Source organism: Massilia sp. IC2-278 (genome assembly GCF_020708045.1).
Taxonomy (GTDB): Bacteria; Pseudomonadota; Gammaproteobacteria; order Burkholderiales; family Burkholderiaceae_D; genus Telluria.
The window spans coordinates 32220-48812 of sequence record NZ_JAJFES010000009.1 but is presented as its reverse complement, the minus strand read 5'-3'; the positions used below and the strand labels follow the sequence as shown (position 1 = coordinate 48812).

Annotated in this window: 13 protein-coding genes; 10 read left to right on the top strand and 3 right to left on the bottom strand. The window is 63.0% G+C overall.

Features of this window, described 5'->3' with window-relative positions; genetic code table 11:
* Nucleotides 1–56 precede the first annotated feature (56 nt).
* From LK540_RS16775 to LK540_RS16730, 10 genes are all read left to right on the top strand, one after another.
* Nucleotides 57–575, top strand: coding sequence for a hypothetical protein (locus tag LK540_RS16775; RefSeq protein WP_229438449.1), 519 nt, complete (start codon nt 57–59; stop codon nt 573–575).
* A complete protein-coding gene (locus LK540_RS16770) occupies nt 572–1348 on the top strand; it encodes a hypothetical protein (protein ID WP_229438448.1) in 777 nt (258 codons plus the stop codon). The genes LK540_RS16775 and LK540_RS16770 overlap by 4 nt, the downstream gene beginning before the upstream one ends.
* 17 nt (nt 1349–1365) lie before the next feature.
* Entirely contained in the window at nt 1366–2253 is an 888-nt protein-coding gene (locus tag LK540_RS16765; protein ID WP_229438561.1) for a hypothetical protein, read from the top strand.
* A 137-nt stretch (nt 2254–2390) separates the two neighbouring features.
* Nucleotides 2391–3605: an MFS transporter gene (locus LK540_RS16760; RefSeq protein WP_229438447.1), complete on the top strand. Its 1215-nt coding sequence runs from the start codon at nt 2391–2393 to the stop codon at nt 3603–3605.
* A 223-nt stretch (nt 3606–3828) separates the two neighbouring features.
* On the top strand, nt 3829–6663 hold the full coding sequence (locus tag LK540_RS16755) for a type VI secretion system Vgr family protein (RefSeq protein ID WP_229438446.1): 2835 nt from the start codon (nt 3829–3831) through the stop codon (nt 6661–6663).
* A 23-nt stretch (nt 6664–6686) separates the two neighbouring features.
* Nucleotides 6687–8117 carry a DUF2515 family protein gene (locus tag LK540_RS16750; protein WP_229438445.1) on the top strand — a complete coding sequence of 477 codons (1431 nt, stop codon included), beginning with the start codon at nt 6687–6689 and terminating at the stop codon, nt 8115–8117.
* Nucleotides 8114–8962, top strand: a complete 849-nt coding sequence (locus LK540_RS16745; protein WP_229438444.1) for a hypothetical protein — start codon at nt 8114–8116, stop codon at nt 8960–8962. Before LK540_RS16750 ends, LK540_RS16745 begins: the two co-directional genes overlap by 4 nt.
* A gap of 192 nt (nt 8963–9154) precedes the next feature.
* The gene (locus LK540_RS16740) at nt 9155–9715 is read left to right on the top strand and encodes a hypothetical protein (RefSeq protein WP_229438443.1); all 561 of its coding nucleotides are present in this window, start codon (nt 9155–9157) and stop codon (nt 9713–9715) included.
* A gap of 54 nt (nt 9716–9769) precedes the next feature.
* On the top strand, nt 9770–10294 hold the full coding sequence (locus LK540_RS16735) for a hypothetical protein (protein ID WP_229438442.1): 525 nt from the start codon (nt 9770–9772) through the stop codon (nt 10292–10294).
* A gap of 397 nt (nt 10295–10691) precedes the next feature.
* Nucleotides 10692–11018 (top strand): hypothetical protein, encoded by a 327-nt coding sequence (locus LK540_RS16730; RefSeq protein WP_229438441.1) that lies wholly within the window; start codon nt 10692–10694, stop codon nt 11016–11018.
* Nucleotides 11019–11048: 30 nt separating this feature from the next.
* On the opposite strand, the gene LK540_RS16725 is transcribed toward LK540_RS16730, so the two are convergent.
* The 3 genes from LK540_RS16725 to LK540_RS16715 form a co-directional block, all read right to left on the bottom strand.
* A complete protein-coding gene (locus tag LK540_RS16725) occupies nt 11049–12269 on the bottom strand; it encodes a CaiB/BaiF CoA-transferase family protein (RefSeq protein WP_229438560.1) in 1221 nt (406 codons plus the stop codon).
* Nucleotides 12270–12356: 87 nt separating this feature from the next.
* Entirely contained in the window at nt 12357–14132 is a 1776-nt protein-coding gene (locus LK540_RS16720) for a cation:proton antiporter (protein WP_229438440.1), read from the bottom strand.
* Nucleotides 14133–14253: 121 nt separating this feature from the next.
* A complete protein-coding gene (locus tag LK540_RS16715) occupies nt 14254–16593 on the bottom strand; it encodes a family 1 glycosylhydrolase (RefSeq protein ID WP_229438439.1) in 2340 nt (779 codons plus the stop codon).

Below are 16593 nucleotides of genomic sequence, written 5' to 3'. Positions count from 1 at the left end.
TGCCGATGCGGGGCACATGCCCGCATCGGCCCTCGAACCCCTACAGGAACAAGAACATGAAAAGAGTACATCCCGAATTCGCCTACCAGTCGCGTGAACTGGAAGGCCAGATCGACGGCACCCTGGGCGACCCGCCCAACAAGAAGAACTACAACATGATGGTCGATGCCCTGGTGTCGGAATACGCCGGCGGCTCGGGCATCGACGATGTCAACCTGATGGCATTCGCCCTCGTTGACAAGATTCGTTTCAAGGACCCGAAAGGCCTGCTGCGCGAAGCGGCCGACTACGAAGGCGGCGACCCGGCCCCGGTGTTCGCCATGGCCGAGTGCGAAGGCGAAGACGGCGCGGCCATGTACGCGTCGATGACGGAAAACCATCCGGAACTGGCGCGCCAGGCCATCATCACCGCCTTCCTGTTCAAGCACCAGCAGCGCTGGCAGGACGACGACCAGTCGCTCGACCAGCTGGCCGAAGGCGACGAGGGCGACGACGAAGACGACGTCCAGAGCATGGACGACACCGCCGCCACCGACGACTTCACCCAGATTTTCGACCAGGGAGAACGTGAATGAGTGACAAAGCCAACCTGCCGGCGCTGACCAAACAGGTCAGCGAACTGGTACTGGCCGGCTCGCTGCAGCACGCCGAAGAGGCGTTCTCGCAGGCGGCCGACGAACACGGCGACTACGCCGTGGCCGAGGTGCTGTCGACCCTGCCGCCGCAAGTGACGGCGTTGCACCTGGCCGGCTTCGACGGCGCCAAGACTTCGCTGGCCACCATGCTGGTGCCGCCGAAAGCCTGGGCCGACAGCCTGGCCTACCTGGCCGCCACCTGGCCCGACAACATGATCGAGGACGACCCCGAGCGCCTGGCCGAGGGCCTGTTCAACCACGTGCACGGCGTGGTCTACGCCAACGACGACGAGGACCGCCGCCACGAACTGCTGCAGGAAGCCTCGAGCACCGACCACGGCGCCACCGTGTTCGCCATCATCTGGTCGCTGGCGCCGAAAGAGATCATGGAAGTGGCCGGCGAGATCAACCTGAAGGGCCGCTACGTGACGGGCCAGACCTCGTCCGACAGCGACATCATCCCGCTCGCGGTCGACCTGGCGAAAGCCAGCGAAGACGGCTGGGAGCGTTCGCTGATCGAGCTGTTCCCGGACTTCCGCCACAGCGCCGAGATGGCCGATGCCGAATACCCGGACGATCCCGACGAAGACCCGGACTTCCAGCAGCGCGGCACGCGCGAGCTGCTGTACCGCCTGCGCAAGCAGGTGCCGTCGGTCCGCACCATGCCGCGCCGCAGTACGCGCAAGAGCATGGGCTCGGACATCTTCTCGTGAGCGGGAGCCCATCGCCGATGCTGCCCGCAATCGTCATCGAGAAGCTGCCCCGCCTGGTCCGTGCGATCAGGCTGCTGGTCAATGAAGACCCGGAAGAAGCGGCGATCCTGGCCGACGAACTGTCCGGCGTCACCGCGATGGTGGCCGAGAAGTTCACCAACGACCGCACCGCCGAAGGCATCCAGCGCGGGCTGCTGCTGACGGTGGGCGGCGTGTCGCTGGGCCTGGAAAGCCTGCTCGTGGAAGAGAGCGTGAGCGAGGACGACGGCGACGCCGTGGCCCTCGACATCCTGATCGAGGACGGCGTCGAGTCCGTGTTCCAGGCGGGCTTTCGCCTGGTGCGCGAACTGTCCGCGCTGCCCGAGGACAGCCTGGTCGGCGAATACGACAGCGACCCGGTCTACGCCCAGCGCCGCCTGAAGGAACTGTTCGTCGATTTGTGCACCGCCGACCCCGGCGAAAGCTGGACCGGCTACGAACGCTACCTCGGCCAGCTGCAGCAGCGCCAGGGCGTGCAGGCCATCGTGCGCGCCGCCCAGTGGCTGCGCAAGCACCACTACGAAGGCGCGGTCAACGACCCGGACCTGAACGCCGAAGGCGTGATCGCGCTGGCGATCATCTTCGCGGTGGAAGGCGGCGGCACCATCGTCGCGCGCACCACGCAGAAGGGCTTCGAGCGCTTCGTCAAGGCGGTGCGCAAGGACAACCCGGACTTCGAAACCGGCTGGGCGCACTTCCTCGACAAGATCCCGGCGCCGCACCGCGCCATCATCGCCGAGCGCATCCAGACCTACCGCGAGCATTGCACGGTCCTGCAAAGCATCCGCACCAAGGCGCCGATGAAGCAGCTGATCGCGGAGCTGGAAAACTATGCTGGTTCCGAGCTGGATACGGAGTATCCGTAACAGGGGTAGGGTGGCCCGGTCCACCCTACATGGCTTACCGCTGCCACCGCTGTAACGCGGCTGCCAAAACCCCGCCCCCTCCAGCAGCCCCGGCCGATCTCCGTTATCATGGGCAGTCGCATTCCAGGATTCACCCCATGCCTACCCCTGCCATCGCTGCCGGCAGCGTCGAGTTCAAGCGCGTCAACCGCGCCATGGCCTTTGGCGGTTTCTCCACCTTCGCACTGCTCTACAGCGTCCAGCCGCTGATGCCCCTGCTGGCGCGCGACTTCGCCCTGACGCCCGCGCAAAGCAGCCTGGCCCTGTCGATTTCCACCGGCGCCCTGGCCATCTCCCTGCTGATATCGAGCATCCTGTCAGACCGCTTCGGCCGCAAGCCACTGATGGCCGCCTCGATGTTCAGCGGCGGCCTGCTCACATTGCTGGCCGCATTTACCAGCGACTACGCGCAACTGGTCGCCCTGCGCGCCCTGATGGGCTTCATGCTGGGCGGGATGCCCGCCGTCGCCATGGCCTACCTGAGCGAGGAAATCGAAGGCAGCTCGCTCGGCCTGGCGATGGGCATGTACATCAGCGGCAGCGCCTTTGGCGGCATGTTCGGGCGCGTGCTGGCCTCGGTCATCAGCGACTTCTTTTCCTGGCGCCTGGCCCTCGGCCTGATGGGCGCCGCCGGCCTGTACGCGGCCTGGGAATTCTGGCGCAGCCTGCCGGTCTCGAAACGCTTCCGGCCGGGGCAGGGCGGCCTGGGCGGCCTGGTCGACGGCGCCCGCCGCCACCTGCGCGACCCCGGCCTGCCTTTCCTCTTCATGCTGGCCTTCCTGCTGATGGGCTCCTTCGTCAGCCTGTACAACTACATCGGCTACCGCCTGCTGGGGCCGGAATTCGGGCTGCGCCAGAGCGCCGTCGGCGCACTCTCGGTACTGTACCTGCTCGGCATCTTCAGCTCGGTCTGGGCCGGGCGCCTGGCCGACCGCCTGGGCCGGCGCAACGTGCTGTGGCTGGTGATGTCGCTGATGCTGGGCGGGCTGCTGCTCACGCTCTCCGGCAACCTGGTCGCGGTTGTCGCCGGCGTGGGCCTGTACACCTTCGGTTTCTTTGCCTCGCACTCGGTGGCGAGCAGCTGGGTCGGTCGGCGCGCACGGCCGCCGCAGGCACTGGCCTCGGCGCTCTACCTGTTCTTCTACTACCTCGGGTCGAGCGTGGTCGGCTGGTTCTCGGGCTATTTGTGGGAGCACGGCGGCTGGTTCGGCGTGGTCGGCCTGCTCGGTGCGATCCTGGTGCTGGCCATGCTGATCGCCTTGCGCCTGCGCGGCCTGGCCCCGCTGGAATCGACGCCGCCTGCCGCGCCGTAAGCGCCGGCCGAGCTTCGAGGCCGGGCATGCACCCGGCAAAATATTTCACTTCTGCATTGATTCCCGTCATGTTGCACGGGCTATTTCCGCACTTTCCGCTTCGGTAAGATCGACGGCTGTGCGTGTCCGGGCGGGCTCGACAATTCGCCTGCCCGACACCCCTGCCGGTTTACCGCATCGCAAAGGAGTCCTGGATGGCATCGATCGCAGTCGTCTCTGCCCAATGAACGCCCCGCCCGAGTTGGCCGCCCTTGGCCTTGCACTGGGCCAGTTCGGCACCGGTCTCAGCCAGCACGCGCGCCTCATCACCCTGGCCAGCGCCCGGGACGGCAGCCTGCCCGAGGCGCCCGCCGTCGAAGCCTTTACTGGACGCGAAGCCGTCAACGAACTGTTCGCCTTCGAGGTTGATGCCCTCAGCACCTCGGCCGACCTCGACCTGGCAGGCTTCATCGGCGAAGAACTGACCGTCGGCCTGCTGCAGCCCGACGGCAGCCGGCGCGCCTGGCACGGCCTGTGCACGGGCGCGGCCTGGCTCGGCGCCGACGGCGGCATCGCCCGCTACCGCCTGCAACTGGAACCGGCCCTGGCGCTGATGACGCTGCGCCGCGACAGCTATCTGTTCCAGGACAAGAACGCGCGCGAGATCGTCACCGAACTGCTGGCCGATTACCCGCAGGTGCGCTTCGACTTCGCCATCACCCAGGAATTGCGGGTGCGGCCGGTCTGCACCCAGTACCGCGAAACGGATTTCGACTTCCTGGTGCGGCTGCTGGCCAGCGAAGGCCTGAACTGGCGCTTCGAGCACGACCAGGCCGATGACGCACCTGATGCGCGTGGCCACGCCAGTCACAAGCTCGTCATCTTCGACCGCCGCGCACGCATTCCAGCCACCCCAGGTGGCGACGTGCTGCGCTTCCACGGCGTGCGCGCCACCGAGCACGACGACGCCATCGACGACTTCCGCGCCAGGCGTGCCGTGCAGGCGAATGGCGTTGCCATCAGCAGCTGGGACCCGACGCAACTGGTGGCCCCGGGCGCCGAGCAGCAATCTTGCCTCGACGCCGGCGAACTGCCGGCATTGCAGGTGTACGACGGCAGCGGCGAGCGCATCGCCACCGAACGCGGCGCGCCTCATGCGCACAGCGACCTGATGCTGCTGGCGCTGGAACAGGACAACAAGGTCTTCGAGGGCGGCGGCGCCATGCGCCGGCTGGCGGCCGGCCACGGTTTCCGGCTGACCCAGCACGACCGCTATCCGAATGGCGAGAACGCCTTTACCGTGCTGTGGGTCGAGCACGCGGCGCGCAACAACTTCCGTACCGGGATCGCCGACAGCACGCCTGGCGGCCTGGAAAACGGCACCTACCGCAACCGCTTCGGCTGCGTGCGCGACGTCGTGCCGCTGGTGCCGCCTGCGACGGTTGCGCCGCATCCGTCGACGGCCCTCGGTCCACAGACGGCGCTGGTGGTCGGCGTTGCCGACGCCACCGCCACTTCAACGCGCGATCACCAGGTCAAGGTGCAGTTCGCATGGCAGCGCGGGCAGGGCGCGAACCGCGGTGGGCTGGAGCACAACATCGACAAGCGCGGCTGCGCGCCGGGCGACCAGCGCTCCGGCACCTGGGTGCGCGTGTCCGAAGCGCTGGCCGGGCCAAACTGGGGCACCGTGTTCACGCCGCGCATCGGCACCGAGGTGCTGGTCGACTTCATCGAAGGCGATATGGACCGGCCGATCGTCGTTGCCCAGCTGTTCACCGGCGCCGACCTGCCGCCGTTTGCGGCGGGCGTCGATTCCGGCGTCGATCACGCGGGCGTGCTGTCCGGGATTCACACGCACGGCTTCGACGGCAGCGGCTACAACCAGTGGCAGATCGACGATACGCAGGGCCAGCTGCGTACGCGGCTGGCAACCAGTTGCGCGTCGACGCAGCTGAACCTTGGCTACCTGATCCAGCAGTCGCCCGGTTCGGCTGCGCGTGGCGCCTACCGCGGCAGCGGCTTCGAACTGCGCACCGATGCCTGGGCCGTGATTCGTGGCGGCGAGGGCGTGCTGGTGTCGACCAGTGCGCGGTCCCAGCTGGGCAGTGGCATCGCCTCGACGCAGATGGATGCGGCCGAGAGCGTGTCGCTGTTCAAGGGGGCGCAGGCGCTGGCGGGCACGTTGGGGGATGCCGCTGTTCAGCAGGGAGCGCTGTTCAGCAAGGATGCCGCGAAGGCGCAGGCCGATTTCATCGAATGGATCGATCCTGCTGCGCAGGGCAAGTATGCGGGCGCCATTGGCGGCCAGGAAGCGCTGAAGGCCAGGCCGGGATCGCGCGAACTCGATGCGGGGCAACCGGTCGAGAAATTCGGTTCGTCGCTTGTGCTGATGGATGCAGCGGCGAGCGTGAACTGGGCGACGCCGGCGTCGACCGTGATCCATGCGGGGCAGCAACTGCACTGGACGGCGCAGTCGGATCTGCATTTCGCTGCGGCGCATACGGTGTCGTCAGTGGCTGGTAGCGCGGCCACTTTCTTTACCCATTCGGGCGGCATCCAGGCGATTGCGGGGAATGGGCCGGTGTCGCTGCAAGCACATACGGATCAGCTGGAGATTTTGGCGGACAAGGAAATCACGGTGATCTCGGTGAACGACTGCATCGAGATCAAGGCGAAGGAAAAGATCGTGCTGCAGGCGGGGCAGTCGGCGGTGACGCTGGAGGGTGGGGATATTACGTTTGCTTGGCCGGGGAAGTTTTCGGTGAAGGGTGGGAAGCATTTGTTTGATCAAGGCGCAAGTCAAGCGGCTGAAGTGAAGCCACTGCCAACACGTCTTGTTGTACCTGACCCAGCCGAGTCAGCGGTAGACACTCCCCGATATGACGAGCAGATCGTTTACAAAGACCCTCACGGTGAGGCGATTGCGGAAATGCCATTCCGCGTTATTAATCAAGCCAATGAGGCGCAACATCTCATCGAGCAGAGTCCTGTGGACGGTGCTCTCGACCGCCTCGATACCGCTAGTGCTCAGCCACTCGAATACGCTTTGCGATATGCAGAGTTCAAGATCAAGAAGTAAAACGTGAGTCATGAGGACTGGCAATGGCTGAAACAGACGAGAAAGGCGTGTCGATCGAGGTGCTCGGTACGTGCATGACCAATACCACCGCAGACTCTCAGCACGATGCCAAGGTCGAATACCGGCATCTTTGGTCATACGCGCAACAGGCGGCGCTCATTGCCGTAAGCGACAACAACACTCAGGACGGTTGTTACCACTTGATCACTGATCCGGAGCGTAGAGCAAAGCGAATCGCTGCCCACTATGCCGTTCTCTACTTCGAGAGCGCCAGAAAGTCGAAAGGCAAGGTGCAATTCTACTGGCCGGCGTTGGCGGCCTTCGTGGTGAAAGATATCGTCGAAGCGTACCGATTCACGCGTGAAGAAGTCCTGCAGCGGCAATGGAAAGATTTGGCCAGTGTCACCAGAAATTCCAGCGTGGCGGACTTGGGCAGTCTCGTCATGACAAGCGATTCGCCGTATCAGCATGCACTTCGGACCTATGCAGCCCTCGCCAAAGGCAACCTTTGGCTATTCATGGATATTTATCCTTGGCTCTGGTTTTTTCTCCAATACGGTATTACCCCCGATGGCACGCTCAACACCAAACGGCTGGCGGCATGTCTTCCAGAGCGCAACTGGGAAACTTACCAACATGCATCGAAAAAAGCCATTGAAGAGCTTCCATACGGTCCCCCGTGGATGGCGCGACTGGCTGGGCGTCTTGAAAGCGATCCGGTTTATAAAACGGCAGGGGGCTACCTCAAGGAACCGACACTATGGAGTCCCGATGGCGGCTATGGGCAGCACGGGGCGGTAGCATATCGCGCTCATCATTATTGTCGGGCGCACGTGAAAGACTTCGATCATGGCTACCGAATGCCGTTCAGTGGGTATTGGGGGAAATTTCAAGAAGCCTACTACGTTATGGAGTCAGAACATATTGAACTTGGTCGAATGGTCAAGGATGCGGGAGCACTTGCAGCGCTTGTGAAGTTACGTTCTTTTACTACTACAAACGCTGTCTCTGAAACATACCATCAGCTCATCAACGAATTCAGTGCTCCGAATAAAGCAAAAAAGGCGGAAATACAATTCCGTGAGCTTGTTGCCGTGGCGGAGCAAGAACAAATCAATGTGCTCCAGCCATTGATCTATAACGATCCTTTACTTAAAGCGACAATGGATACCAATCATAAATTTAGTCGAATGACAAACGGGTGGTTATCACCAAAGTTTAAGGTGATATACAGTGCAGGTGCTATGAACAATGATCCCGCTTTAGAAACCGTGTTCGATGCGCCAACCGGCATCGCCGAACGATTCTTTGGGGAAAGGAAAAGTCTGCCAAATGCGGCTGATCGTATGGAATTTGTAGAAAATATTGCCAAGCAATTTAATCACCTGATGCAGATCAGGCGCGATTACATGGAGGCAGAGCTCCACAAAATTAGGACGTGGATGGCAGCATGAGAAAGTCATGTGTTGCGGTAGCGGTTCTTGTTCTTGCCTTCTCGGTGCCGGTGGGCGCCTACTTCACTGCAGGAGAAAAAATGGATCAAATCAAATTTGACCTCGGGAAGAACATCCATGAGACCGCCAGGACGAGCGGTGCGCCAAAATTCGCGACATCGAATGTGGCAGGACTGGTGAGCTACAGTTTAACAGATATCCCCGATGGGATTTATTTTAGTTTCGTTAGGCCAGGTTATGAAGTACGGATTCCGAAGGCCTATTCCTTAACGATGTACGCAGATAAAGAGCATGGAGCTGAATTGAGTGTCGAAACAGTGACCTTCATGACATCCAAAAAGGCTATTGCCACGCATGAGTCAGCTCAGGCATATGTTGAGAGCATAGTCGAACAATTTCAGCGCGGCAAATGGAAGCGGCAGCTTGATCCGCTCTGCCCGGCAGTAATGGGTCGTTCTTCCTACCTCAATGAACATGGCCAGATCGACCAGCTCGGGGCCTGCCCGCTCGATCCGCAATACAGGATACCAGCCGAGGACTGGGGCGCGCTCATGCATAATCCACAGAATTACGAATGGGTTGGAGATGATATTTTGGCGCGTTTGAGTATTGGATACATAGAAGGAGGTCTGGGCCTGCGTTACATGATCAATCTTGACTTCGACATCCTGGAAGTAAAGAGAGCACGGGATGAAAAGAATCTCGCTCGCGAACTGAGTGAGGGCGATGCGAATGGATGGGGGAGCACTGAAGAGATGAAGAAGAAAGCAACGGTCTTGCAGAAGCGCGTAAAAGACTGGGAGGAAAGCGCTCGTCAGCGTGGTGATTTTGTGATTCCCCGCTAACCTTGCAGTGATTTTCTCTGAAAATTCGTGTAAGGCTGTCAATAAATCAATTGACTGAGGTGGCGGTATGAGACATCACAGTGCTTGCTCGAGAATAAAGAAGCAGACTGGTAACATTTCTCTTCGATGAATTGCACCGGCGTGAGAGGCCTTTCAAAACTTGGTGAGTGTACAAAATCGGAGGAACGGGCTTTGAAAAAAGCATGGTTGCCAGCATTGAGAAAAGCGGTCACGTGTGCGACTTGTATTTTTGCCCTTGTATCGACAGGCGTGCATGCAGTGGAGAAGCCGCAATCCATCGTTGTGACGACAACACAGCAAGGACTGCATCAATGGAAAGACAGGCAAGGTACACTTATCTGGATTGCGGGAACAGAGGCCGACACAGTCGTCTACAGGCGAAGCTTCACTTTTTACTTCAAGAGCAAGACGAGCCCTGAACTGGTACATGTCCCGATTATAGAGGGGCCAGTTGATTTTACGATCACTTGGCACTCTGCCTCGCGCGGAGAAACGACCAACGCAGATGCGGTGGTCGCTATCAAGAACGAAATCATCCGTCGCATCATTGTCACTCGCGAGAAATCAGGAAAGACTCTCAAAACAGTGAATTATGTACTTGTCCACGATGATCCGGAATATCCTGACGGCCCAAATACGATTTTCAAGAAAGTGTCGAGCGGATCGTTGGCGACCAAAGTCGGGCAAGAGATAAGCGATGAGCTATTAAAGCAGCTGGCGGCACGTTATTAATATGAAGTGTCGCACAAGCTGGGTTTATTTAGAAGCTATGATTCCGGAGGAAATATGAATCTCCCTTATCACAACCGCCTTTTGATGTTCTTTTTGTTTATTTTTTCTGTCTCAGCATGGCCATGTAAGGTAGCGCACGCGGATAGTACATACCCGCCTTTGAATATTTACGATACGTCCTATCCCAACGCGTGCTCGCTGTCTAAACAGCTAGAGTTGTGGAAAGCTATTTCTGGAAAGGTAAAGGACGAGGCTTTGGCCAGGCGGGCACTGCATGCGCTTCTGTGCGGGCCTCGTACCGGACCCGAGCGCGTCTTCCTCGCCAGCTTGTTTCCACAGAAACTGCGAGAGAAGATTGAAGGGACTGGCCAAGAACCTAGCTCTGAAATCATTCTGCGGAGCGACGAGCTGATCGACCGCACTGCAGCAGCCGGTGAAGCATGGGGCGCCAGCGTTACCGTTACACATGATCGTATCGAACTTAGCTATCATCCGGACGAAGTGTGTGTAAGCGGCTTTACGTTGTCGTATCGAGGGGCGAAATGGGTGATCGATGAGATCGGTAGCGCCTGCGACTAGCGCTGTAATCTGTGCAAACCCGCTCAGCAGTCGGCCATTCCGGCTGTCGGTACGGATACTGGAGAAACCGCCTGGATGACACGAGGCGCTGCACCCCCCTGTTTGTCTCCCGATTTCAGAAGGCTGTTCTCGCAACACAGCAATTTGAAATCGCAGCTTTTCCAGGTCGGGAACTCCGCGCCGCCATATGCCACACGCAAAAATCAGGTGAAGAAGTGCAAGGATTTCTCTGCAGTGGCGAGGCTAGCTCGGTCGTTTATCTGACACTGCACAGCGCCTTCGAGTAACTACGCTACCGTCATCAAATCGACGCTTTCATCCGGGTAACGTGCGCCATTAACGCAAGCATTTTCCGCCAGCGCTAAAATCGGCTGCTCTCTTTAAAACGGAGGTCATCATGTTGCAAGCAAACGAAATCCAGCAACACTACAGCCATTTGCAGCAAACCATCGGTGAAGCCGAGCAGGCCTGCCGCTCGTCGCAGGATACGCCGCGGGAAATGCGCGACTGTATCGAGAAAATCTCGCGTGAAGTGAAACAGGCGCGCGATGTGATGCAGTCGAATGACGAGGCGAAAATCGTCCAGTGCGTCGACAGCCTGGAAGACATGGGCGACGAAGCGAAACGCATCAGCCGTTCGATGCCGCAGATGCCGGCGCACCTGGAAGCGATGGTCACCCGCGTCCACGCCGAGCTGTCCGACTTCAAGCACAAGCTGCACTAAGCCGTAGAAAACGCGGCAGGGGCAAAAAGCTTACACCACGCCCTTGCCGCGCAGCGCCGCAATCTCGTCGCCGTTCTTGCCCAGCACATCGCGCAGCACTTCCTCGGTGTGCTCGCCCAGCAGCGGCGGCGCCTTGGTGCTGGTCGCCGGCGTGGCCGACATCTTCATCGGACTGCGCACCAGCGTGACCTTGCCGGCCGCCGGGTGCGGCAACTCAACCGCCATCCCGCGCGCCTGCACCTGTTCATTCGCGAACACTTCGCCCACGTCGTTGATGGGCCCGCAGGGCACGCCCACTTCCTCGAGCATGGCGATCCACTCGTCGCGCCCGCGCGTGGCCGCCATCTCGGCCAGCAGCGGCACCAGCACGTCGCGGTGCTGCACGCGCAGCGGGTTGGTGGCAAAGCGCGGGTCGGTCGCCAGCTCGGGCCGGCCGCCGGCTTCGACAAATTTCCGGTACTGGCCATCGTTACCGGCGGCGACGATCATGTGGCCGTCGGCGCAGGCAAAGGTCTGGTAGGGCACGATGTTCGCGTGCGCATTGCCCCAGCGTTTTGGCGCCTTGCCGCTGGTGAGGTAGTTGCTGCCCACGTTCGCCAGCATCGCTACCTGGGTGTCGAGCAGAGCCATGTCGATGTACTGGCCTTCGCCGGTGCGGTCGCGGTGGGTCAGTGCCGCCAGCACGGCGATGGTCGCGTACATGCCGGTCATCAGGTCGGTCAGCGCCACGCCGGCCTTTTGCGGGCCGCCGCCGGGCAGTTCGTCGCGCTCGCCGGTCACCGACATCAGCCCACCCATGCCCTGGATCAGGAAGTCGTAGCCGGCGCGGTGCGCGTAGGGGCCGTCCTGGCCAAAGCCGGTGATCGAGCAGTAGACCAGGTCCGGCTTGACTGCCTTCAGCGATTCGTAGTCGAGGCCATAGCGTTTCAGGTGGCCGACCTTGAAGTTCTCCAGCACCACGTCCGCGTGGCGCGCCAGTTCGCGGATCAGGGCCTGGCCCTTGCTGCTCGCGATATCGACCGTCACCGAGCGCTTGCCGCGGTTCGCCGACAGGTAGTAGGCGGCTTCGCTCGTATCCCGACCGTCCGCGTCCTTGGCATAGGGCGGTCCCCAGGCGCGCGTGTCGTCGCCGCTGCCGGGGCGTTCGATCTTGATCACGTCGGCGCCCAGGTCGGCCAGGTTCTGGGCGCACCAGGGGCCGGCCAGCACGCGAGACAGGTCGAGTACGCGGATGTGGCCGAGGGCTTGCAAGGGATCGCTCATTGTCTTTTTCGCCAGGTTGGAAGAAGGCCGATTATAGCTGGCTGCGTTCGGCAACTGATGGCGGAACGGGGCGCCTCACGCGCGGTGCGTGCCCGCTTCGCGCAGGCCGGCATCGTTGAGCTGCTCGGCAAACAGATCGCGCTCGCGGTCGACGATGTCGTCCACGGTGCGCTCGTCCAGGCCCATCGTCTCGAGTACGAAGGCCGATAGCTGCAGGCTCGCTTCCAGCGTCTCCGGCACCACCACCGTGGCGCCGGCCAGGCGCAGGGCGCGCGCATGCTTTTCGTCGCGCGAGCGCACGAACAGCGGCACATGCGGGAAGTCGCGCCGGATGCCGCGCACCGCCTGCAGGGCCGATGCCGGATGGTCCATGGTCAGCACGATGGCCGGCGCTTCGTCGGCATGCACGCGGCGCAGCAGCTCGCAGCGCGCGGCATTGCCGAAGTAGACCGGCACGCCTTGCGCATGCAACTGCGAGACCATTTTCGCGTTGTTCTCAAACGCGATGAAGTCGATGCACTGGGCGCCGAGCAGCTTGCCTAGCTGCTGGCCCACGCGGCCGAAGCCGGCGATGATGATGCGTCCGCGCGCGGCGGCCAGCGCCGCTTCGTCCACCTCGGCCAGCTGTGCGCGTTCGCCCCGTTCGGCGCGCTCGCCGATGGCGCGGCCCAGGCGCGCCAGCATCGGCGTGATGAACATCGACAGGCCGACCGCCAGCATCACGCGTGCACCCAGGCCTGGGTCCAGCAGCCGGGTCGAGATGGCATAGCCGATGACGATGAAGGCGAACTCGCCGCCCTGGCCGAGCAGCAGGCCGCCCTCGACCGCACGCGACCAGGGCAGGCGGCCGATGCGGAAGATCAGGGCGATCACGCCCGCCTTGATCAGCACCAGGGCGGCGACAAACGCCGCCAGCCACAGCGGCGCGTCGACGATGTGGCGGGTGTCCATCTGCATCCCCACGGTCATGAAGAACAGGCCCATGAGCAGGCCCTTGAAAGGCTCGACCATCAGCTCGACCTCGTGCTTGAACTCGGTCTCGGCCAGCAGCAGGCCGGCGATCAGGGCGCCCAGCGCCATCGACAGGCCGGCGGCAGCCGAGAGGCCGGCGATGCCGAAGGTGCTCAATAAAATCAGCGCCATGAAGACGTCGGGCTGGCGCTGGCGGGCAAAGGCCTTGAACAGCGGATGGATCACGCGCCCGCCGACCAGGTAGATGAGGGCGATCGCGCCGCCGGCCTTCGCCATCGTGACCACGGCCAGCATGGCGGCGCCGTCGCCGCTGCCTTTTGCCAGGGCGCCGATCAGGATCAGGATCGGCACCACGGCCAGGTCCTGCAGCATCAGCACGGCAAAGGCGGCCTGGCCCAGGCGCGTGCCGGTGCTTTGCTGCTCGCTCATCAGCTGCATGACCACCGCAGTGGAAGAGAGCGAGAGCACCAGGCCGAGGATGATGGCGGTGGGGACGGCTGCACCGAGCAGGAAGACGACGGCGGCGCCGATGATGGCGGCGCTGGCCAGCACCTGGGCGCTGCCGGCGCCGAACACCCAGCGCCGCAGGGCCCACAGGCGCGCGGCCGAGAGTTCGAGGCCGATCATGAACATCAGGAACAGCACGCCGATCTCGGCCAGCATCGAGACGCCGGGGCCGCTGGGGAAGGTGAGCCAGGACAGCCAGTGGACGTCGGCGGCCAGCAGTCCCAGGCCGAAAGGGCCGACTAGCGTGCCGACGGCCAGGAAGCCGAGCACCTGGTTGATACGCAGGCGCTGCAGGGTCGGGATCAGGATGCCGGCGAGGATCAGGAACAGCAGGATTTCGCGCAGGAAGGGGAAGGCGTGTTGCTCGTGCACGGGGGAAGGCCTTTGCGGTTGTGGGCTGGCATTGGCATTTTATAACGTGCGGATGGGAATGCCTGTAGGGTGGACGGGGATCTGTCCACCCTACAGGCGAGTTCGACCAGGCGTCAGCGGATCAGAAGCTCTTGGCCTGGAACGCTTCCGCCGGCGTTTCTTCCTGCTGGCGATGGCCGCTGGCCACCGGCTGGCGCGACTCGGCCGTCTTCACCAGTTCCTCGTACTCCGGATCGTCGGTGCCGCGCAGTTCGATGAAGCGGTCCAGCGCGTTCTCCAGCTTCGGCAGCAGGATCGCACGCTCGCTGTGCAGCACGCTGTAGGCGGGGCGCGGAGCCGTCATGCCCAGTTCCGACGAGGCGCGCGCTTCGAGGCGCGAGGCGTCGATGCCGGCCTTTTCCGCCGCCATCTTCGCCAGTTCGTACCAGCTCACCGAGCCCACGTTGTTCAGGTGCCAGACGCCGCTCTCGCGGTCGACGGCGAGGTCGAGGCAGGTGTGCACCAGGTCCGGCACGTAGGTCGGCGACACCGTCATGTCGCTCGCGGCGGTGAAGGACTCGCCGCGCTCCAGCGCGCCCAACGCCTGGGTGACGAAATTGTGCCGGTCCCAGGGGCCGAAGAAGGCGCTGGTGCGCACCACCAGGGCGCCAGGGTGTTTGTCGAGGACCGCCGTCTCGGCATCGGCCTTGCTGCGGCCGTAGGCGTTCAGCGGCGAGACCGGATCGCTTTCGACATACGGGCTGTTCTTCGAGCCGTCGAACACCAGGTCGCTCGAGAAGGTGGTCAGGTGCACGCCATGGCGGGCGCAGGCTTCGGCCAGGATCGCGGCGCCTTGCGCGTTGTCGCGGAAGCAGCGCTCGAGATCGCCCTCGGCATCGTCCACCCGCACATAGCCGCAGGTGTTGATCACGGCCCAGGGCTGGTGCAGGCTCAGCGCGCGCTCCACCGAGGCCGGGTCGGCGATGTCCATGTCGTGGCGCGACAGCAGCTTGTAGTGCAGGTGGCGCTTCTGGCAGATGCGCGCAAAGGCGCGGCCGAGGGTGCCACTGGCGCCGAGGATCAGGATCGGCGCCGCGCTCGTGCCGACCAGGCTGTGGCCGTCGGCCGAGATCGAGGTGAGGGCGGCGGGCGTGGCGACTGGCGTGCACAGCCAGCGGTTCGGGCGGCGCCACCAGCCCTGGCCGCGCAGCACCGGGTGCGACAGCGGCTTGCCCGCGGCCAGTTCGCGCATCATGGCCGCCAGCGCGGTCGGGCGTGGCATGGGCGAACGCACGTCGAACGGGCCCGGTTCGTAGTAGCCGCGGTTCTGCGTGACCAGGCTGTTCCAGTCGAAGGAGCCGAGCAGCGACCAGACAGTGACGGCGCAGATGTCGACGCCATTGTCGCGCGCGGTATTGGCGGCCTGCCAGATTTCCAGCAGCCAGCGCAGCTGGTCTTCGCGGTTGGCGTCGATGTGGGCTTCGGTGATCGCAATCTTCAGGTGGTAGCGGTCCCAGACTTCCTGCAGCAGCGGGCCGATGCCGGCGGTGGGCGTGGCCAGCGCGCGCGAGGCTTCGATGTCGGCGCAAGGAATGCCGTCGGCGACGCCGCGGTGGTGCTCGGGGTAGCGCTGCGGACGGTGATCGAGCCAGCGCTCGCTGGTGACGTAGTAATTCACGCCGATGACGTCCGGCGGGCAAGGGTTGTCGCGGAACCAGAGGAACTCGGCGGCGTCGATGCCGGTTTTCGTCAGGTAGTTCCAGAGCTTGTGTTCGGGGCCGACGGCGCCGCACAGCAGGTCCCAGGCCAGCCAGCGGCGCTCGTTATAAAAATCGGCCACCTTTGCCAGTTCCGGCGTGCTGTAGGTCTTGCCGAGGTCGTCGGTCTGCACCAGCTTGGCGTTCGGATTGACCTTGCGGATTTCGCGCATGCACAGCACCACGGCGCGGCACTGGATCAGCAGGGCTTCGATGAAGCTGCGGTCGTCGCGGGCATGCGGGTACCAGACGCCGTACAGGCCGGCGAAGCGGGCGGTGGTGCAGGGCTCGTTGACCGGGGTGTAGTACTCCAGCCAGGGATAGCGCGCGGCCACGGCGCCGGCGTATTCGGCCAGGCGTTCCGGGAAGGCCGGGTCCATCAGGCTGGTGTCGCGCGGGCCGCTGCCGTGGTGGATCAGGCCGGCGATCGGGGTGACGCCGGCTTCACGCAGGGCGGGCAGGCGTTCGTCGGGCCAGGACCAGTCGGCCTTGGCGATGCCTTCGGGGGCGGTGCGCTCCCAGAGGATGGGGTAACGGATGGCGCGGATGCCGAGGGAGGCGAAACGGCCGATGTCGCAGGCCCGCAGTGCGTGGCCATTGCGGTCGAGCTGGCTGAAGTAGTCGTCGCGGACGCGGTTGACGGTGCATTCGAGGCCGCCCCAAAGTTCAAGCGGCTGGCGCTCCAGTGGGCGGGATTGGCTGTTCAGGCTCGTATTGGTATTCAT